The organism is Lysinibacillus macroides (genome assembly GCF_001281525.1).
In the GTDB taxonomy this organism is placed as follows: domain Bacteria; phylum Bacillota; class Bacilli; order Bacillales_A; family Planococcaceae; genus Lysinibacillus; species Lysinibacillus macroides.
Genome location: NZ_LGCI01000010.1, coordinates 259,451 through 279,557, shown reverse-complemented (window position 1 = coordinate 279,557; position 20,107 = coordinate 259,451). Strand labels below are relative to the sequence as shown.

The following is a 20,107-nucleotide window of genomic DNA, read 5'->3' as shown; positions in this document are numbered from 1 at the left end:
CCTTAATTTGCTTGAATTTTCAGCCATTTATTGCGGTGAATAACCTCACACGGGTATTTTGATAGAGTGTCTGTCCGCTTGCCCATTGCTGAAGCTAGCTCTAGGGATGAATATAAAACTTCACCACGCCCTAAAAGTCCATTTTTGCTATAGACCTCTACCACATCACCGCTGGAAAAATCACCCTCTACACGATACACACCAGCAGGTAATAGGCTTTTGCCATTGTCTAATAATGCTTGTTCAGCACCACTATCTATAAAGATTTTACCAGATACTTCCGTAAGTGCAATCCATTGTTTATGATTGGCTAACACAGCTAGCTCATCATGCTCAATATAGGTGCCATCGCCATGACCAGCTAAAATTGTCACAAGCTTATCAGCACCCTGTCCTGTACCAATAAATACTTTGACGCCTGCCTGTAGAGCTGCTCGTGCTGCTAATAGCTTAGAGGTCATACCGCCTGTACCAATCTTTGAGCCTGCCCCATCGGCAAAGGCAAACATATCATCTGTAATCGCCGTGAGCCGATCAATGCGCTCAGCCTGTGGATTTTTTGCGGGATTTGCATTATATAAACCATTAATATCCGTTAGAATAATAAGCTGATCTGCATGAACAAGACCACTAACAAGGGCCGAAAGCATATCATTATCTCCGAACGTTAATTCACTAATAGATACAGTATCGTTTTCATTAATAATCGGTAGCATCGAACGTTCTAATAACTCCTCAAACGTAGCATAGGCATTTTTATAGCATTCTTTTTTCGAAAAATCCGTACGTGTCAGTAAAATTTGCGCAGGTATAATATCGTAAATGCTAAATAATGCTTGGTAGGTTTGAAGAAGTAAGCTTTGCCCTACCGCTGCCGCAGCTTGTCTACCCTTGACGGTAACAGGACGGGCAGGGTAGCCAAGCTGTTTAAAGCCAGCCGCTACAGCACCTGATGATACAAGTAAGACCTCATGCCCTTGCATTTTTAACGTTGCGATTGCCTGTACATGGTCCATTAAACGAACTTTATCGATTTCGCCTTTTGAATTGGTTAAAGAACTACTGCCAATTTTCACGACAATTCTTTTTTTCTCCATTACACTACCTCCAGTTGCCGTTTGTTTAACATTTTCCTTAGAATAAAGATAAAAAAGCCTTTTCATCCTAAAAATTAGGACGAAAAGGCTTACTTTCCGTGGTACCACCTACATTGAATATCATTAGACATTCCACTTTGCTCATAACGCTGGAGACTGCGCCTAGTTTGGCTAGGACGATATACGAAGTAGGTTCATAAGTCTTTCTTGTACAATGTCTTGCAGCCGATGGACATTACTCTCTACTCAAGCAGTTTCTTATTACTAGTCTTCGTTCGTTTTTTATTATTGACTCAAGAATGCACTACTTCGCCCAGTCTGTCAAGATGGATAAGAAAAATTACTTGAAAATTTTGATAAAGTAAGATAAGGGGATTGTCTCATTATTGAAGCCACCAAATAGCAATGAGAAGAGGCAGCATGGCTAAAATAATCACAAAGAAGCTCCAGATGATTTGTTTAACCGTGGACATATTTTTCGGTTTAATGCTCAATTGTTCGTAAAGCTGATTAATGGCGCGCTGCTCTTTTGTATAAAGCATTGCTTGAAATTCCTCATAATCCTGAATATAACTATCTGGAGGACGTGGGCTAAAGCGTAAATCACGAATATCATCTGTAATTTCTCGTTCGCCCAACCAGTAGGTAATAACAGGGGCCAAGCCTGCATTTTGCGTTGCCTTCACCTCAATATCATGCGATTTCATTTTGTAATAAATCTGACCCTGTTCATCCTCGTACCGTGTCACAATATCGCTAACTGCCAATCACAACCACCTCTTTTTTAAAGGAATCTGACTTTTTTATAAGTTTCTACTATTATAAGGTATTGGGAAAGAAAAGTATTGCTTAAGCGAGAAAAATTTATGATACGAAAGTTCATGAAAAGTTTTCGATAAATTCATAAAGTTACAGCAAAAGAGAACAACGTCATGTAGTATAATGTAAATAGTTTGTAAAAGAAGTTGAAGGAAGGGAACATGTTGGAACTCTCTACAATATTCGCATTTTTAGGAGCAGCGATCATGTTAACGCTGATGCCAGGGCCAGATAATTTATTTGTCCTTGCCCAAAGTATTACACAGGATGAAAAAGCTGGTATTGCCACATCACTTGGACTTTGTACAGGTCTGCTTGTGCATATTAGTGCAGCGGTACTCGGTATTTCTGCAATTATTTATCAATCTACAATTATTTTCTCAATTGTGAAGTTTGCGGGAGCATTGTATTTACTATATCTAGCTTGGCAATCTTTTCGTGCGAAGGGTGACCCATTTACATTGCAGCAACAAAACGAACAGGCTTACATCGAATTATATAAAAAGGGCATTTTGATGAATATATTAAATCCAAAAGTATCTTTATTTTTCTTAGCACTATTACCACAGTTTGTCCATCCAGCACAGGGACATGTTGCATGGCAAATGCTTATGTTGGGTATTGTATTTTTAGTGCAAGCCTTTATACTCTTTTCATTATTTAGCATATTTGCAGGAAAGGCACGACAAGTGATTATTGGGAAACCAGCGATTGCAAAGCGTTTAAATATCGTTCAAGGTATCTTATTTACGTTTATTGGGATACAAATTGCATTAAGCAAACAGTAGGGGGAATGGATATGGCTATTTTACATATTACCTTAAGTTTAGCGACTCAAGGTTCCATGAAGCTGGCAATACGTCAGCATCATTTACAGCGCGATGAAGTAGTTTTAAGTATTCACGATATTTTTTCGATTGGTCCACTAAAAAACATGGAAGAGCGTAAAAGCTGGTTAGCCTCACATATTTTTAAAGATGATGAGGATCAGCAATTGTACGATGATCTTTATAAAAACTGGAAGAAAAAAATCGAGGGTGTACCCTGTGATGTAGATGTATGGGTTTGGTATAGCCAAAATGCGCATGAACAAATTGGACTGCGCTATGTGATGAGTGAGTTTATTAATAAATGCAATAGGGTCTATGGCATTGATGCAACAGAGGGCTTGCAACGCCTACAAGCCAATACAAATATACGTTATACAGGTGAGCTCTCATCTGACATGTTGATGAAACTTCGGGCTGATGCAAAACGATTTTCCATTCCAACATGTCAGCGCCTTGCCAAGGAGTGGGAAGAGCTAAAGCGCCATCCTAGCACGTTGCGTATATGGGAAAATGGGGTTGTACATGTAGAGGAGACTGCACTGGATGCAATGATTATAAACTGTGTACAAAATTTACATCAGCAACAGCATCAGGAATGGATTGAGCTTATGCGTGTTATTGGTGTAGTCTATGATACATCCAACGATTATCTCAGTGAGGAATTTATTATTAATCGAATCATCGCTTTAAACGAAAAAGGCTACTTAAAGGTCGAGGGAGATTTAACAGATATTCATACCTGTCGTGTGACCTATATAGAGACATAAGAAAAAAGCGGTAGACTGTAACGTACAGTGCAATCTACCGCTTTATTTAGCGCTTTTTTGTTCATAAAAATCAAAGACAAATTGCTGAAATTGACGTGCAGAGGGGGACAAATAACGATTATCCACCCAAGCCATACCGATAATTCGTTCGCATACCATATCATCCACACGGATTTTAACGATTTTTTTTGGATTTAAGTCCTCATCATCTGGCAGTAGTGAAACACCAAGGCCAGCCCCCACAAAACCAACAATGGTTGAGACCTCATCACCTTCATAAGTGATTTTCGGCTTAATGCCTGCTGCATGGAGCAAACGGTCAGCAGTACGGCGCAAGGCGTAACCCTTTTTCATTAAAATAAAACTTTCATGCTCCAGCTCCTTCATTTTAATACTTTTGCGATGGGCCATTGGATGGTCAATAGGTACCATAATAAACAGCTCATCGCGCCACAGCTCTTGCCAGCAGACTGGCGGCTCTGTATCAATTGCAGCAATTAAACAAAGGTCCAATTCGCCAGCGAGCAATTGCTTTACCTGTGAATGTGAATAGTTTTGTGTAAAGTGAAAGTGGATACGGGGGTGCTTTTGACGAAAGGCACGAATCAAGTCTGGTACAATACTAGTCCCAAGCGTATGTAAAAAACCGAGTGACACATCCCCAAGCTCTGGGTTATTTAACTCCTGTAATTCTAAAACAGCCTTTTCATATTCTTTACGCATTCGCTGCACACGGTATAAAAACAGTTCACCATAGCGATTCAGCATAATGGAGCGTCCCTGTCGATCAAATAGGGGTACTCCTAATTCTTCCTCTAGTTTGGAAATCGAACGGCTGAGTGCAGGCTGTGAAATTGCTAATGCTTCTGCAGCGCGTGTCATATGCTCTAACTTTGCAACCGTTACAAAATATTCTAATTGCTGCCACTCCATTTTTTCACCTCGTTTTCCCTAAAATTGAGTTAACTGCATTATAACGAGAAACCGTTAGGAAGTATAGGGCGTAAAAATTTTTTCAAAGAATGCAGCATTTTACAACCAGCTTGGAAAGTTAAGGTATAGAAAGTGTGATAGTAGCGCTGTTAACCTGACATCATTCATGCATAAAGTGAATTGATTTGATAAAAACTATAAATTATACATTATGAATAAAGGATGATAAGATAGACACATAAAATACACAATTAACATTTCCGCGAAGGGGATATCATAATATGAAGCTGACAAAACCACAACCTTTAACAATTGAGAGAGGCAAAAAAGCCGTATTATTACTGCATGGATTCACAGGTAGCACAAAGGATGTGAAAAAGCTAGGAGAATTTTTATCCAAACGAGGCTATACTGTACATGCACCAATTTATAGTGGGCATGGTGTAGAACCTGAAGCCTTATTAGAAACAAAGCCAGAGGATTGGTGGAATGATGTAGTGGAAGGTTATAACTTCCTACAAAAAAATGGCTATGAAGAAATCGCTGTCGTTGGGATTTCACTTGGCGGCGTATTCTCATTAAAAGTTGCAGAGAAATTCCCTGTTAAAGCATGTGTCGCAATGTGTGCACCGATTACGCGTGATAACTCAAAGGGCTTATTTACACGTTTATACCATTATGCTCGTTTATATAAACATTTTGAAAATAAATCAAAAGATCAAATTATTTCAGAGTTGCACGAGCTACGTATTACACCAAAAGACTCATTAGATGGCGTAACACGTTTAACAACTGAAACTCGTGAAGAATTATCAACGATCAAAGCACCAACATTAGTATTACAAGGTGCATTAGATGACGATCTCTATCAAGAAAGTGCACCATTTATTTTAAATACAGTAGAAACAGATGACAAGGAAATTATTTGGTATAAAAACTCTGGACATATTATCACATTAGATAAAGAGCGCGATAAAGTGTATGAAGATGTTTATAAATTTTTAGACCATGTTGAATGGTCAGTGGCAAACTAAGAGGGAAGGGCTGTCAGCAGGCAGCTCTTTTTTTCATTTTAGATAAACAAAAAAGTATTGTAATTATAATAAATGCCTGCTACCATAGTGAAATTGTAGTGTAAAAATATTTGATTAAAATAATTTACGATTATCAAAAACTTCTAAGGAGTACATCAAAGATGCAACAAAAGATACCTTTTTCAACCTATGCAGTAATTGGCACAATGTTATTCGGACTGTATTTTGGAGCGGGGAACCTTATTTTTCCGATTCAGCTAGGTCAATTAGCAGGCACTCATTTTTGGTTTGGCTTAATTGGCTTTTTAGTGACAGCGATTGGGCTACCCTTCCTCGGTATATTAGCAATTGGCTTATCAGGCAGCAATGGTTTACGTGATTTAGCAAGCCGTGTTCATCCTGTATTTGGCATTGTCTTTTCATTAGCCCTTTATTTAACGATAGGACCATTTTTTGCGATCCCACGTACAGCTACAGTTCCTTTTGTAGTAGGCTTTGAACCATATATTCAAGCACAGCATGCCACAATACTACTTGCTGTATTTAGCTTTTTATTTTTTGCCATTGTTTATTATTTCTCTTTAAACCCAGCCAAAATTATGGATTACGTGGGTAAATATTTAACACCTGCGTTTTTAGTTGTGCTATTTATGCTAATTATCACAAGCATCGTAAAGCCAATGGGGGATTTCCAGCAGCCAATGGGCGATTATATAGATGCTGCCTTTATGACGGGCTTTAAAGAGGGCTATAATACGATGGATGCTCTTGCCTCACTTGCCTTTGGGATTGTGGTGATTAATGCTATTAAAAATGCGGGCATTTCAGATCGTAAGGCAATTGCTAAGGCAACATGGACATCTGGAATCTTTGCGATGGCATTAATGATGCTAATTTACGGATTGATTACGTATATGGGTGCTTCCAGTATTCAGGCAGTAGGCACTTTTGATAATGGTGGTTTAATTTTTGCCGCAGTGGCGGAACATTATTTCGGCTCATTTGGAGCTATTTTATTGGCTGTTATTATTGTGCTAGCTTGTTTAAAGACAAGCATTGGTTTAATTACATCTTGTAGTGAATTTTTCCACGAGGTATTTCCAAAAATCAGCTATAAATGGTTCGTGCTCCTATTGTGTGCTGTATCCTTTACGATTGCAAACTTTGGTTTAAACAATATCATCCAATTTGCGATCCCTGTTTTAATGTTCTTGTATCCATTAGCCATCGTATTAATCTTGCTTGCTCTTGGTTCATCCTTCTTTAAGAATAAGCAAACGGTTTATGCGATTGCGATGATTTTTACCTTTTTCATTAGCTTGATTGATGGCTATAAAGCGTTGGTTGAAAGTGTGCCAGGCGCGAAGTTAGGTGTTTTGGATGCAGTAGAGAAATACTATTCTGCGATGCTGCCTTTTTATGATATTGGCTTAGGATGGATACTACCTGCGCTAATAGGGGCAATGCTTGGAAGCCTGATTCCGTCTCGAAAGGTCATATAATAATGAAGAAACACGCACAGAAAATGTCTCTGTGCGTGCTTTTTTTGAGCTACTCGCCACTTAGCTCACGCTTGAAGTGGGAGATTCCTGCGAACACCAACGTAACCGCCAGTTTTTTAGCAGGCTACCCTCGTAGTCCCTACGATTGATACGAAATTCGTATGGTCTTTCAATCTTGTTTTCGGTTTGACACTTGGTTTTCGTGCCATAGGTTTACAGTTATCTTGTGCGACTCTTGAAAGCTATTGGCGAACGATAGCCAGCAGACGAGTTCTATTTATACACCTACTACTACAGTAGAATCGTTCAAGAATATTATACCTCCAAGAAGGCATGTTGGCTATCGCCAACTGACATTCATCTCCCACTTACTCATTGGGCTACACCTTACGCATTATTCCTTCGAGTGGGCGTCTTCTGTCGGAAAACGATAAATTAGTAAGCTGTCCAGCCACCATCCACGGCAATCACTTGTCCATTCACAAAGCTTGCTTCGTCCGAGCCTAGGAAAATAGCTAATTGAGCGATTTCTTCTGGCTGTCCAGCCCGCGGATTAATGGATAGACCTAGTGCTTGGCGGGCAGCACCAGTTTGACTCATATTTGTCATAGAAGAGGCGATATTGGTCATCACTGCTCCTGGCGCAATACCATTACAGCGAATATTTTTATCCGCATACATAAACGCAGTATTTTTTGTTAAACCAACAACGGCATGTTTGGAAGCTGTATAAGCCGCTCCTGCACGTGCTCCATATAAGCCACCAGCAGAAATATTATTGACAAAGACACCGTGGCCTTGCGCAAGGAAAATTTCTGTCGCCATACGCATGGAACGCATAACGGCTGTTGTATTTACAGCAAATACTTTTTCCCATCGTTCATCAGAAATTTCTCCAACTGGCTCCATACCATCCATAATACCTGCATTGTTAACTAATATATCTAATTGACCATAGTTCGTTTTCGTTTCATCAAATAAACGTTGTAAGTCTTCTGTTGATGCGACATTTGTTTGAATGGCAAAGGCAGTTCCTCCAGCCGCTTGAATACCCTCCACAACCGCTTGGGCACCCTCTAAATTTAAGTCTGAAACGGCCACCTTAGCGCCTTCTTTCGCATATCCTTCTGCAATGGCTTTCCCCATACCTGAAGCTGCACCTGTCACAATGGCTACTTTATCTGCTAATCTCATCTCAAAGACCTCCTAGTTAGATATTGAACATCTGTTCATTAAAATCATATAATAAAGATGAAAGCGATTTCAATATGCAAAATTTCTCGATGTGTTGAGTAATCAACGCTTTTAAAAAAACTGTTGAATAAGGAGCTGAAAAAATGCGCACAACGGATTTACGTGTTATGAAAACAAAGCAAGCCTTGCATAATGCTTTATTGACCTTGCTTAGTCAAAAACCATTGGAGCAAATATCCATTGCAGAAATTTGCAGGGAGGCAAAGGTCAATCGAGGAACCTTCTATTTGCATTATGAGCAAAAAGAGGGGCTATTTGAAGAATATTTTCAGGAAATTATGGAGGATTTATATCAATCTTACGAAGAACCATATCGTGCTGTCACAACATTGGATACCAATCATTTAGACCCAAATACCATTCGCATTTTTCACCATATTGAGCGCTTTAAAATGTTTTACCGAATCGTGTTTTCTAAAAACGTGCCATTAACGTACTATTACATGCTATTTGATGGGATTTATTCGCTGTTAAAACGAGATATCTCCACACATCACGTGCATCAAATGGAGGATCATATATCAATCGACTATTATAGCGCTTATCAAGCAAACGCCATCATCGGACTTATCATTCAATGGTATCGTGGCGATTTCAGCGATAGCGTGACCATGTTAAATAAGCAGCTAGCAGCTATTTTAAAGAATGTGAGGAGTGGTGAATAGAATGCTTGAAGTGAAGTATAGAAAGAGAAGTGATGGATAGAACGCTCGATTTGAAGGATAGAACATAAAAAGTAGCGGATAACCACCCAAAAAGAAGGTCTACATCAACTTGTAGACCTTCTCTTTTCTATTAAATCATCGGACTGGAGCAGGTTTGAATGTGACGATCAACGTAGCAATGGCTAGTGTCACGAAGATGATGATGCCTAAGGAGCTACTGTTTTGCAGGAGATTATCAGAACTACCACCAAAGATGATTGTGTAGTAGCCATCTGCTCCATACGTGGCTGGTAGCATGGCAGCGACCTGTTTGTATCCTTCAGATAGCATGGTTTTTGGTACAAGGACGCCTGATGTTACTAATTGGAGTGAGAGAGCACAAATATTAAATACCATCCCCATATTCCCGAAGGCAATCACAAATACTTGGGCCAAGCTAAGAAAAGCAAGATACATTACAGCTTGGAAGAAATAAATCGACAGCAGGTTTTCCTGGCTAGCGATATTAAAAAGGTGCATTAAACCAATTGTTATGAATGGCAATGTAAAGGCTACGCCCACATTGAGTAGCTGTCGTGCGAGGAACAATTGCCATTTTGATAGGCTTTCTTGAACGAGCTGAGCTGCTTGCTGGTGTTGCATAATCATGACCATCGCTCCCACGAAGGAGGAGATGATAACCATAAGAGGGACAAAGTTTGCAGCAAATCCCTTCACATCATTGGTTTTAACAATGGTTCCATCGACGGCATGGTCTTTGACATTCATTACAGTCGTTTTGACAGAAGTGGTAATTTGTTGGGCAGTATGTTGCTCGAAGGGAAGCTGAGCAAATTGTTGTGCAAAGACCTCAACTGCTTGACTTTGTTGCATTGGGTAAAGGGCTTGATTGATTTCTTCTGTTAATTGCTTTGCTACACCCTCCATCATATTTTTCGCTACACTTGCATTGGCTTGATTAATCGCATAAATAATTTCAGCCTCTTTCCCTGCTTGTATTTGATTTGTAAAATCGGCGGGAATTTGCATAATCATATTAATTTGTCGTTCGTTTAATGCGCTCTCTGCTTCCTTCATCGATGAATAGTCTTCCATTGCAAAGGGGATGGAGCCTTTGATGTTCTGTGCTACCTGTTGACCCATTGCCGAATCTTCCACAACAAGACCAATGCTTAACTGTTCCGCCCTTTCATTGACACCATCATAGGCAGTCATCCAGATTGTAAAGAAGATTAATTGAAAGGCAATGGTTGCAACAATGCCGATATAGGTTTCACGAACTCGCAATAATGCTTGTAAACCTGTCATTTTTTATTCCCCCTAAAATTAAGTAAGTACTTACTTGCATTGATTAGAAAAATTTTTTCTAGGAAACGAGTCCCCTAGAAAAAATAGCAACACTAGTTTGTAAAAGTTCTTCGGTTGGTAAGTCAGACACGATAGTTCCAAGGCGAGCACGTGACATAAAATGACCAAAATTAAGAGCAATAAGTGATAATGCTGCTGCTTCAAAATCAACTTCTCTTATTTTTCCCCGCTGATGCATCTCTTGAAAGTACACAATGAGTTCCTTTTTGATCAGGAGAGGAATATTCGCAATCTCCTCACTAATTTCAGGAAACTGAATCGACTCCTTAAAGCCAATCATCACAAAATCTTTAATCGACATTAAAAAGTGAAAATGTTTTAAGGAGAAGTTTAATAAATCTTGCTCTAATTCCCATGTAACATTTTGATTGATTTCCTGTTGTAAAAGTGGATAATAAGAAAATTGTTCAATAATGGCTTTTAATAAACCACGCTTATTGCCGAAATGCCGAAAAAGGGTAACTTCATTGACACCTGCTAATTCTGCAATGGATTTGGTTGTTGCAGCCGTATAGCCTTTTTCACTCACTAATTGTAACGCAGCTTCGATGATTCTTTCTGCCGTTCCCTTTGTTGTCAAAAATATACTTCCTTTCATGCAAGTAATTACTTACATGCTAACATAGTACATGGTGATCTGCAATATAAATTATAGCTAAACTTTTAACACATAGTAAGAGCATTGACAGCTATATCGTCTACTGATATATTTTAGATATATCGACTGATGATATACTGTTGAACGATATAAAGGAGGGATCATATGACTCAAGAACATTCGCCGTTAACAGAGGGCGTTTATTATATTTTATTAGCTTTGTATGAGCCGAGGCATGGCTATGGTATTATGCAGCTCGTAGAAGAAATTAGCAATGGGCGTGTACACTTAGGAGCAGGTACGATTTATGGTGCTATTAAAACATTGCTGGAGCGAGGCTGGATTGAGGCGCTTGGTGGAGATGGCAGAAAAAAGGAGTATTTGATTACTGAAGCTGGCAAAACAGTAGTGGAATATGAAATTTTACGATTAAGGGAACTTTTTGACAATGGTATCCGTATAACGAGGGGAGCGGAATAAAATGAAAAAAAGCATATTTCGTTTTTTTGTGGATTATGAAAAAGAGGAGCAATGGATCAATGGCATGGCAGATCAGGGCTGGCATTTAAAAAGGGCGTTTATAGGCTATTTTATTTTTGAGCAAGGTCCGCTAGGGAAATATATCTATCGCAATGAGCTAATTATAGGGAAATCAAAGGATTATTTTGAGTTTTTGACATCTATGCATATTGAGTATGTCACGAAAAATGGTGCATGGGCGTATTATCGGAAAAAGCAGTAGAGGGAACATTTGAATTACTATCAGATCATCATTCAAAATTGAACTATTTCCAATGGGTTCGCAATTTGATGTTAGTGTTTGCGGGATTCGGTATTTTTGCTGGCGGTATGAATATTGTGCAGGAACATATCCTCAATAAAGGCATCGGGCTGATAGATGTATTGCTCGTATGTTTGCTAGGTGTACCTATTATCAAAACAAGCAAGCGTATAAAAAAATTACAACAAGAAGCACAGTTATTTGAAAGGTAGGAGGAAAAAGGATGACATTACAGCTACAGCATGTCACAAAGAAGTACAAAGATTTTACCGCTGTTAATGATTTGAATTTTACCATTGAAAAGGGTGAGATTTTTGGGCTAATTGGACAGAATGGAGCGGGTAAAACAACAACATTTCGTATGATTTTAGATTTACAGGAGACAACGGCTGGCACAATTACTTGGGATGGGCAGCCTGTTAATACGATTAATCGTGATATTCTTGGCTATTTACCTGAGGAGCGCGGCATTTTCCCAACGATGAAAGTCGAGGAACAGCTCTATTTTTTTGGCGAGTTACGTGGCATGAAAAGAGCAGAATTGAAAAAGGATATTGATTTTTGGATTCAACGCTTTGAGCTGGAGGAAAAGCGAAAGGATAAAGCTGAAACACTGTCAAAGGGTAATCAGCAAAAGGTTCAGCTAATTGCAAGCTTTATTCATAAGCCGAAGTTTTTAATTTTAGATGAGCCGTTTAGTGGCTTAGACCCTGTCAATAAGGATTTATTAAAGGATGCTATTTTACTATTAAAGGAACAGGGCACAACGATTCTATTCTCCAGCCATCAAATGGACAATGTGGAAGAGCTATGTGATCATTTATGTCTATTAAAACGAGGTGCTTCCTTATTCTCTGGAAGCCTACTAGATTTAAAGAAACAATATGGCAAAACAAAGCTGGCGGTACGTACAGGTTGGTCGACAACGCAATTATTAGCACTTGAAGGCGTGAAGGATGTGCGTGTAGAGAAGGAGCAAACTGTCTTAATGCTGGAGGATGAGCGCTATGCCCAAAGCATTTTTGAGCAGCTTTCTAATGGGAAGTATATCGAAAAATTTAGTCTCGATTATTTATCATTGGATGAAATCTTTAAAGATAAGGTAGGTGGAAATGTTGTCGAAGTTTAATTTATTAATGATGCAATTATATAAATCGAAATTTAAATCAAAATCCTTTATTTTGATGACGTGTTTATATGTGTTATTAATGTCTGTCGCGATATTTTGGTCAGATATTAAAGCACTCTTTACAGGCGAAGATGAGGCCCAGCAAATTGCCATTGTCAATGAAACCTCTGCTGAATTAAGCGGTATCTTTGTATCTAATGGGGATATAGCCTTTATTCAGGATGAACAAGATGTGGCAGCGCTTGAAAAAAGGGTAGAAGATGGCAAGCTAGATGCCATTGTGAGGGTCAGTGATCAAGAGGGTCAGCTACATGCTGAAATTGCGACGTTTGTACCGCTGAAATTAAATGATCAAACAACATTGTCCTCGTTATTACAATATGCTGGTCAACATTATGCTGTTCAGCAGCTATCGTTGTCACCTGAGCAAGCAGCACAAATTATGTCTGCCCAAACGATAATTTCTACGAAAAATTTAAATGAGGCATCAACAGGTGGAAAAAGTGAGGAAGAAAAGCAATCAGGACTATGGGTTTCGTATGGCATTGGGATTTTAATTTATTTCTTTATTTCCACATTCCTCTCCATGATTACGACTGAAATTGCCTCTGAAAAGGGCTCTCGTGCTATGGAAATGCTGCTAGCCAGCGTCAAGCCAGCCACCCATTTTAAAGCAAAAATTGCAGGTGTACTATTATTAGCTTTAACACAAATGGGTATTATTGTAGCCGCCTTTTTACTATATGCGAAATTTGTGAAGGATGGCGTCATTTGGAATGCAGCCGCTACGATTATTAAAGAGCTATCCATTAGCTATGTGATCTATGCCGTTGTGTTCCTGCTATTAACAATTATTCTTTATTTAATTGTTGGTGCATTATTTGGTTCACTCGTATCAAAGGTCGAGGAAGCGGGGCAAGTATTAATGCCTGCAATGATGGTTACGTTAATTGGCTTTTATGTGATGTTATCAGGTATTGGCAATCCAGATACCATATTGATTAAGGTATTTTCTTATATTCCCTTTACGTCTGGTATGGTGATGCCAATGCGTATAGGTGCTACAGATATCGGAGGGATGGTGCCAATGCTATCCTTAGGTATTTTAATCGCAACAATTGTTGTCGTGTATCTATTTAGCTTATCCTTCTATAAACGCAGTGTGCTCACATACAGCACAGGTGGCGTTATTCAAAAAATTAAAACAGTATTAAAAGTGACAACTTAATTATTGGAAAGTAGCCAATGCAATATGGCTACTTTTTTTGGATAATTTGCAAATTTAGTCGAATTTCCTCGTTTAACAGGCTATACTTGAAGAATGAGGTGATAGTATGCTATCGAGGGCAGAAATTGAAGCGATATTGGCACAAGGTACACATATGCGACGTTCAGCAACAGAGGAGGAAGCTGCGTATGTTTTTCAACAGATAGAGCAGCTTCCAAGCAATCCTACACTGGCTAATATGTTACAAAAGCGACAATATGTTCAAATATATGTCGATCAGGTAGATTCAACTTGGTATAGTTTGATTTACGAAGAAGAGGTTAATTCGTATACTTTACGAGACGCTTACTTTCTTCGGGTAAGATGAAACTTTTTTTCAGCATGATTCGTATAGTACAAGAGAGTAAGTAATAGGGGGTATATACATGTCTAATAACCAATACCAATCAAAGGACCCATTCGCTTCCGAAAATCCTTTATTCCAACAACAACCACAGCCAAATCCAGTGTTCCAAGAGCCACAGGAAAGTCCGTTGATGTATACAGAGCCACAACAACCATCAGAGCTTGTATCAAAGCAGGAACTATCACAAATTGCACAACATCAACTGCGCTTGAAGCAAGACCCAGAGGTTCACTCACTTTCAAAGAAAATTGATGTAAAAGATCAAATTGCGATGCTAGAGCTTGGTAAAGAGACGGCAAACGGTATTTCAGCTTTTTCAGATAGAATGCTTGCTACAATGAAAGCAAGTAAGCTAGAAGAGTCAAGTGTTTTGCTAAATAATCTGAATAAAATTATGGATAAATTTGATCCACAGGATTTTGCCGAGGAGAAAAAAGGTGGCTTTTTAACAAAGCTGTTTAATAAAGGGAAAGAGCAATTAGAAAGATTTTTAGCCAAGTACGATAGAATGAACAAAGAAGTAGATGTGATTTATCGTGAAATTCAAAAATACGAAAGCGAAATGAAGCGAAATACAGTAGACCTTGAAAATCTGTATGATCAAAATGTGAACTATTTCCAATCATTAAGTAAGTTTGTAGCAGCGATTGAAGTGAAAATAGAGGATGTACGTGCGTCATTGCCAGCGCTCGAACAAAAGGCACAGGCAGGTGACCAATTAGCAGCCATGGAATATGAAACAATGTTGCGTGCTGTGGAATTATTAGAGCAGCGTCGCTATGATTTAGAGATGGCACAGCAAGTATCCTTCCAATCTGCTCCACAAATTCGTTTAATGCAGCAGGGGAATACCCATTTAATTGCAAAAATTAACTCTGCCTTTGTTACAACAATTCCAATTTTTAAACAGGGCTTGATTCATGCGGTGACATTAAAGCGTCAAAAGCTTATTTCTGATTCGATGAGTGAGCTAGACCGCCGTACCAATGAAATGCTTGTACGCAATGCAGAAAATATTAGTAAAAACAGTGTTAATATTGCGCGTCAAGCAGGTAGCCCAAGCATTAAAATCGAAACGATTGAAACAACATGGCAAACGATTATGGCTGGTATTCAAGAGACGAAGCAAATTCAAGCAGAAACAGTGAAAAATCGTGAAGAAGGGCGTAAACGAATTGAGCGTTTGCAATTAGAGTATGAAAAACTGAAAAAAATGTAAGTCTAAAGCTTCTTGCAGCTATTGTTGCAAGAAGCTTTTTAGATGGAATGCGTAGTCAGAGATGAGGCCTGTTAGCAACAATATTCGCCAAAAGGGAATTGTTCTTTGACAAAAAGCAAAATACTGATTATGATAAAAATAAATGAGAATGATTATCATGTGAAAAAGGAAGCGGATAGATGTTACACAAAGAAGACAATTATATGAATTTACCTGTGGAGGAGTGAAAAATAAATGGCGAATAAAATAAAGCCCTCTACATTGTCGTACGAGCCTTTTAAAGATGGAACGCTTGCTCTATATACGACAGATAGCTTAATGATTGTGCCGCAAAGCCGCTATTTAGAGCTGCTGCATATGGAAGAGTTATACAATACTATGCATACAGATTTAGATAACAAACAAAATGGCTTAGAACGAGAACGAAAAATGCTAAAAAAACAAAATGTACAGCTTACAGAAGAGCAGCAAAAGCTAAAGCAGCAAAACACGGTGCTACAAAAAAAGGTAACAGAATACAACTGTGTGGTGGAGGAGATGAAGGTGCTTCGCCAACAAAATATGGAACTACTAATTGAATTAAGTAAATATACAGCAATGTCAAGGGAGTCACTAACAGGGCCACTGAAGTCGATGATTCGAGATATGCGTGAGCAAGGGGTTGGAATTAAAGAAATTCATATTCGCATCAAGCGCCAAATCAACCCAGAGATTAGCTATAGTACCGTACGCAAGTATATTTCTGAGCTAGAGTCGGAACAGAAAGATTAACAAGCTATTACACCCTTTAGAAATTGGGCATTTACAGTGGCTACTCAAAGTCCTATAATTGAGTCTATTCTTTAACTAGTTTAAGATGATAGAGAATCGTTCATCGATTTCAATAAGAGTAGGAGCGTTAGTGGCCATGTCAAATGAGAAAAAAGGGGTTTTGGCGGCATTTTTTGCTTATATGATTTGGGGAGTTTTCCCGCTTTACTGGAAGCTATTAGAGCATGTACCAAGCATGGAGATTTTATTATCTCGTGTGATTTGGTCCTTTGTTTTTACGGTGCTTGCGGTGAGCATATTTCGCATGCGTAAGGAGCTGCTGGCAGATTTAAAGTATTTATGGTCCCATCAAAAACATTTTTGGCAGCTTGCGGGTGCGTCCTTTGTTATTTCAATGAACTGGTATTTATATATTTGGGCTGTAACGCATGATCATGTGATTGAAACAAGCTTAGGCTATTATATTAATCCGCTGCTGTCTGTTATTTTTGGTGTTATTTTCTTTAAGGAATCATTAAGCCGTATGCAATGGATTGCTACGGCAATAGCCTTTATTGGCGTGCTAATTTTAACGATTAATTATGGCTCTGTGCCTTGGGTAGCACTATTAATTGCTGTATCATTCGCTATTTACGGTGTGCTGAAAAAGAAAATTACGCTTGATGCGACAAGAGGCTTAGCTATTGAAACATTATTGATTTTGCCATTTGCCTTAGGCTATTATGCATATTTATTTACAACCCATCAAGCTTCATTTTTACATATTGATGTTAAAACAGATATGTTAATGATTGTAAGTGGTATTGTGACAGCAGTTCCTTTAGTTTTATTTGCTAAAGGCGCACAAAATATCCCATTGTATTTATTAGGCTTTATTCAATATATGACACCAACCATTGTATTAATTTTAGGCGTCATGCTATACAAGGAACCATTTAGTCAGGTAGAGCTTCTGGCTTTTAGTATTATTTGGGCGGCCTTACTGCTATTCTCAGGCTCCAAAATTATAGAAACAAGAAAAGCCCATCATAAATCCGTTTCATAAAAGACTTGTAGATTTTTCTACAGGTCTTTTTTCTAAAATCTTAAAGTCCATATTGGAAGTTGAAGCAAGCTGACACCTTTACTTTCATGTCAGCATATAGTAAAATGTCAATAATTAGATAACAATGATGAATTAATGAGAGGTGCTTTTTGTGAGTGCGGTAGGTTCTAACTAGGTAAAAATTGAATGAAATAGTGGCGATGACGACAGCAGGGGATACATGTTATGAACACCCCTTATTTTGTCATGGACCTATTTCAACAACCTATGTAGATACCTACAATACTTTATTAAGCGTGGCATATAGGATAGAAACTTCAATTAGATGAAGTTTTATTTGTGATGCCGGGAAAATGCGCCTTTTAAAGATAGAGCTGTGGGGATTCCTCACAGCTTTTTTATGTTGTGTAAACCATCATTGCTATCTAATATTGGGTAGGTATCTTCATGTATGATAAAACATTACAATGAGGAGCATAACAAATGAATAAAACTACGCTTGAAAAATTACAATATCATGAATTAAAGGACATCGTTAAATCCTACTGTGTCAGCGGATTAGGGAAACAGCTTTTAGATAAATTAATGCCAAGCTCAAGCTTAGCAGTGGTAAAAAATCGGTTGAATGAAACAACTGAAGCTCGTGCCATATTGGATGCAGAGGGGCATGTTCCGTTTTTAGGGGTATCAAATATTGAGCATATTATGACGAAGCTTGAAAAGGGCATGATACTAGACCCAAGTGAGCTAGTTAGTATGTCAGACTTTTTACGAGGCTGCCGCAACATTAAAAAATTTATGCTGGATAAGGCATTTTTTGCGCCTGTTCTTTCCACTTACGCTCATTCTATGGCTGAATTTAAAAGCGTGGAGGAGGAGATTAATTTTGCGATCAAAGCCAATCGTGTAGATTCGGCTGCTAGTCGTGAATTAAAGCGTATCCGTCATCATATGGAAACGACAGAGGAAAAATTGAAAGAGCGCTTAACGAAATTTTTGAATAACAGTGCCAATAAACCGTATATTCAGGAATTCTTTATTAGTCGAAAGGATGATCGCTATACGATTCCGATTAAGGCGACCTATAAAAATCATGTACAGGGAACGGCTGTTGAAATTTCCTCAAAAGGGGCAACCGTTTTTATGGAGCCGAGCGTTGTCGCTAAATTAAATGTAGAATTAGCTACATTGAAGGCTGAGGAAGCGGTGGAGGAATATCAGATTTTAGCGTCTTTATCGGGGCTATTGATGGAACATCTTCATGCAATCACCGTTAACATGGAATTAATTAGTCAATACGATATGGTCTTTGCCAAAGCGAAGTTCAGTAGACAAATTGGTGGTAGGGAGCCGCGTATCAATGATTACGGTTATATTCAACTGATCAATGGCAAGCATCCATTACTACCAGGAAATGCGGTGCCCCTTCAATTTGCCATCGCTAAAGACTACCGTAGCCTAATTATTACAGGACCAAACGCTGGCGGGAAAACGGTCGTGTTGAAAACCATTGGCCTTTTAACATTAGCGACGATGTCGGGCTTCCATATTGTAGCGGACGAAGGAACGGAAATGGCTGTATTTAATCATATCTTTGTTGATATTGGCGACAATCAAAGTATAGAAAATGCACTAAGTACGTTTTCATCGCATATGAAAAATCTTTCCGATATTATGAGAGCCGCTAATAATCATACACTATTGCTGTTTGATGAAATTGGCAGTGGAACAGAGCCAAATGAAGGAGCTGCACTAGCCATTGCGATATTAGAGGAATTTTATCAAATGGGCTGTATAACTGTGGCAACTACACATTATGGTGAAATTAAGCGATTTTCTGAAATGCATCCTGATTTTATGAATGCGGCAATGCGCTTTAATAGTGAAACACTAGAGCCCTTGTATCAATTACTCATCGGCACGTCAGGAGAAAGTAATGCCTTATGGATTTCTAAAAAAATGAATATCCGTGAAGCTGTTTTGCAAAGAGCAAAGGATTATATAAATAACAAGGAGTATCAGCTGAGGCTCGTTCAGGACAGTAAAATTCGTAAGCCTAAAATAGAGAAAGCGAATGTTGCAACGACTTATGCATTTGCAAAAGGGGACCGTGTGAAATTATTGGACTATGATGATGTGGGATTGGTGTATGAAGAAATGAATCCGTACAATAATGTTAGCGTATTCTATCAGGGGCAAATACTAGAGATGAATGTGAAGCGACTTACCCTAGAATTACCTGCAACGGAGCTATACCCTGAAGGATATGATTTAGAGACATTGTTTGTAGACTATCAAGACCGTAAGCTTCAGCATGATATCGAACGGGGATCGAAAAAGGCGTTACGCAAGATCCAGAAACAAATAAAGAACGATCGTCAGCCGTAAAAACAAGGGATTGCACAGCCTCGTGCAATCCTTTTAATAATGAAGATGTGGAAGCAATTTGTGCCTTAATCGTTTGATAGACTTCCTCGATTTTTCGTTTATAGAGTAAATCCACTAAATCAGGTGAATTTGTGTAAGCCATTTAAGCAATTTCATAGGCTATTGTTAGCTCATCAAAATGTGCATAGCAAAGGGCTTTATAGGAAAAGCATTCATTTAAGCTTAAAATATTATAAGGATGGCTAATATAGATCGGTATGTTTTTATACTGTA

Annotated in this window: 21 protein-coding genes; 15 read left to right on the top strand and 6 right to left on the bottom strand. The window is 38.6% G+C overall.

Going from position 1 to position 20,107, the window contains the following annotated elements; translation table 11 throughout:
• Positions 1–2: 2 nt before the first annotated feature.
• Both proB and ADM90_RS16195 read right to left on the bottom strand, forming a co-directional pair.
• Complete coding sequence (gene proB, locus ADM90_RS16200) at positions 3–1,097, bottom strand: glutamate 5-kinase (protein WP_053995971.1); 1,095 nt, start codon at positions 1,095–1,097, stop codon at positions 3–5.
• Between the two features lie 383 nt (positions 1,098–1,480).
• Entirely contained in the window at positions 1,481–1,864 is a 384-nt protein-coding gene (locus ADM90_RS16195; RefSeq protein WP_053995970.1) for a hypothetical protein, read from the bottom strand.
• 216 nt (positions 1,865–2,080) lie between these two features.
• On the opposite strand from ADM90_RS16195, the gene ADM90_RS16190 reads away from it, so the two are divergent.
• Together ADM90_RS16190 and ADM90_RS16185 are read left to right on the top strand one after the other, a co-directional pair.
• On the top strand, positions 2,081–2,704 hold the full coding sequence (locus tag ADM90_RS16190) for a LysE family translocator (protein ID WP_053996709.1): 624 nt from the start codon (positions 2,081–2,083) through the stop codon (positions 2,702–2,704).
• An 11-nt stretch (positions 2,705–2,715) separates the two neighbouring features.
• Entirely contained in the window at positions 2,716–3,513 is a 798-nt protein-coding gene (locus ADM90_RS16185) for a DUF1835 domain-containing protein (protein ID WP_053995969.1), read from the top strand.
• A gap of 42 nt (positions 3,514–3,555) precedes the next feature.
• Here ADM90_RS16185 and ADM90_RS16180 read toward each other — a convergent pair whose 3' ends face one another.
• Positions 3,556–4,446, bottom strand: coding sequence for a LysR family transcriptional regulator (locus ADM90_RS16180; RefSeq protein WP_053995968.1), 891 nt, complete (start codon positions 4,444–4,446; stop codon positions 3,556–3,558).
• Between the two features lie 281 nt (positions 4,447–4,727).
• Between ADM90_RS16180 and ADM90_RS16175 the strand changes: the two genes are divergently transcribed.
• Together ADM90_RS16175 and brnQ are read left to right on the top strand one after the other, a co-directional pair.
• Positions 4,728–5,480 carry an alpha/beta hydrolase gene (locus ADM90_RS16175; protein WP_053995967.1) on the top strand — a complete coding sequence of 251 codons (753 nt, stop codon included), beginning with the start codon at positions 4,728–4,730 and terminating at the stop codon, positions 5,478–5,480.
• 161 nt (positions 5,481–5,641) lie between these two features.
• Positions 5,642–6,982 (top strand): branched-chain amino acid transport system II carrier protein, encoded by a 1,341-nt coding sequence (brnQ, locus tag ADM90_RS16170; protein WP_053995966.1) that lies wholly within the window; start codon positions 5,642–5,644, stop codon positions 6,980–6,982.
• 435 nt (positions 6,983–7,417) lie between these two features.
• On the opposite strand, the gene ADM90_RS16165 is transcribed toward brnQ, so the two are convergent.
• Positions 7,418–8,176, bottom strand: coding sequence for an SDR family oxidoreductase (locus ADM90_RS16165; RefSeq protein WP_053995965.1), 759 nt, complete (start codon positions 8,174–8,176; stop codon positions 7,418–7,420).
• A gap of 143 nt (positions 8,177–8,319) precedes the next feature.
• Here ADM90_RS16165 and ADM90_RS16160 point away from each other — a divergent pair, with 143 nt between their 5' ends.
• Positions 8,320–8,901: a TetR/AcrR family transcriptional regulator gene (locus tag ADM90_RS16160; RefSeq protein ID WP_053995964.1), complete on the top strand. Its 582-nt coding sequence runs from the start codon at positions 8,320–8,322 to the stop codon at positions 8,899–8,901.
• 135 nt (positions 8,902–9,036) lie between these two features.
• Here ADM90_RS16160 and ADM90_RS16155 read toward each other — a convergent pair whose 3' ends face one another.
• Together ADM90_RS16155 and ADM90_RS16150 are read right to left on the bottom strand one after the other, a co-directional pair.
• A complete protein-coding gene (locus ADM90_RS16155; protein ID WP_053995963.1) occupies positions 9,037–10,209 on the bottom strand; it encodes a YhgE/Pip domain-containing protein in 1,173 nt (390 codons plus the stop codon).
• Between the two features lie 58 nt (positions 10,210–10,267).
• Entirely contained in the window at positions 10,268–10,867 is a 600-nt protein-coding gene (locus ADM90_RS16150) for a TetR/AcrR family transcriptional regulator (RefSeq protein ID WP_200908563.1), read from the bottom strand.
• A 165-nt stretch (positions 10,868–11,032) separates the two neighbouring features.
• Between ADM90_RS16150 and ADM90_RS16145 the strand changes: the two genes are divergently transcribed.
• The 10 genes from ADM90_RS16145 (at position 11,033) to ADM90_RS16100 (ending at position 19,834) form a co-directional block, all read left to right on the top strand.
• Positions 11,033–11,347 carry a PadR family transcriptional regulator gene (locus tag ADM90_RS16145; RefSeq protein WP_053995961.1) on the top strand — a complete coding sequence of 105 codons (315 nt, stop codon included), beginning with the start codon at positions 11,033–11,035 and terminating at the stop codon, positions 11,345–11,347.
• A gap of 1 nt (position 11,348) precedes the next feature.
• Positions 11,349–11,609, top strand: coding sequence for a DUF2812 domain-containing protein (locus tag ADM90_RS16140; RefSeq protein WP_053995960.1), 261 nt, complete (start codon positions 11,349–11,351; stop codon positions 11,607–11,609).
• Entirely contained in the window at positions 11,582–11,860 is a 279-nt protein-coding gene (locus tag ADM90_RS16135) for a hypothetical protein (RefSeq protein ID WP_053995959.1), read from the top strand. The genes ADM90_RS16140 and ADM90_RS16135 overlap by 28 nt, the downstream gene beginning before the upstream one ends.
• A gap of 11 nt (positions 11,861–11,871) precedes the next feature.
• Positions 11,872–12,777 carry an ABC transporter ATP-binding protein gene (locus ADM90_RS16130; RefSeq protein ID WP_053995958.1) on the top strand — a complete coding sequence of 302 codons (906 nt, stop codon included), beginning with the start codon at positions 11,872–11,874 and terminating at the stop codon, positions 12,775–12,777.
• On the top strand, positions 12,761–14,005 hold the full coding sequence (locus tag ADM90_RS16125; RefSeq protein ID WP_083448587.1) for an ABC transporter permease: 1,245 nt from the start codon (positions 12,761–12,763) through the stop codon (positions 14,003–14,005). The genes ADM90_RS16130 and ADM90_RS16125 overlap by 17 nt, the downstream gene beginning before the upstream one ends.
• A 106-nt stretch (positions 14,006–14,111) precedes the next feature.
• Entirely contained in the window at positions 14,112–14,372 is a 261-nt protein-coding gene (locus ADM90_RS16120) for a hypothetical protein (RefSeq protein WP_053995956.1), read from the top strand.
• A gap of 58 nt (positions 14,373–14,430) precedes the next feature.
• The gene (locus ADM90_RS16115; protein WP_053995955.1) at positions 14,431–15,630 is read left to right on the top strand and encodes a toxic anion resistance protein; all 1,200 of its coding nucleotides are present in this window, start codon (positions 14,431–14,433) and stop codon (positions 15,628–15,630) included.
• A gap of 234 nt (positions 15,631–15,864) precedes the next feature.
• A complete protein-coding gene (locus ADM90_RS16110; RefSeq protein WP_053995954.1) occupies positions 15,865–16,401 on the top strand; it encodes a hypothetical protein in 537 nt (178 codons plus the stop codon).
• Between the two features lie 136 nt (positions 16,402–16,537).
• Complete coding sequence (gene rarD, locus ADM90_RS16105; protein ID WP_053995953.1) at positions 16,538–17,446, top strand: EamA family transporter RarD; 909 nt, start codon at positions 16,538–16,540, stop codon at positions 17,444–17,446.
• A gap of 483 nt (positions 17,447–17,929) precedes the next feature.
• Positions 17,930–19,834, top strand: coding sequence for an endonuclease MutS2 (locus tag ADM90_RS16100; RefSeq protein WP_053995952.1), 1,905 nt, complete (start codon positions 17,930–17,932; stop codon positions 19,832–19,834).
• The last annotated feature ends 273 nt before the right edge of the window (positions 19,835–20,107 follow it).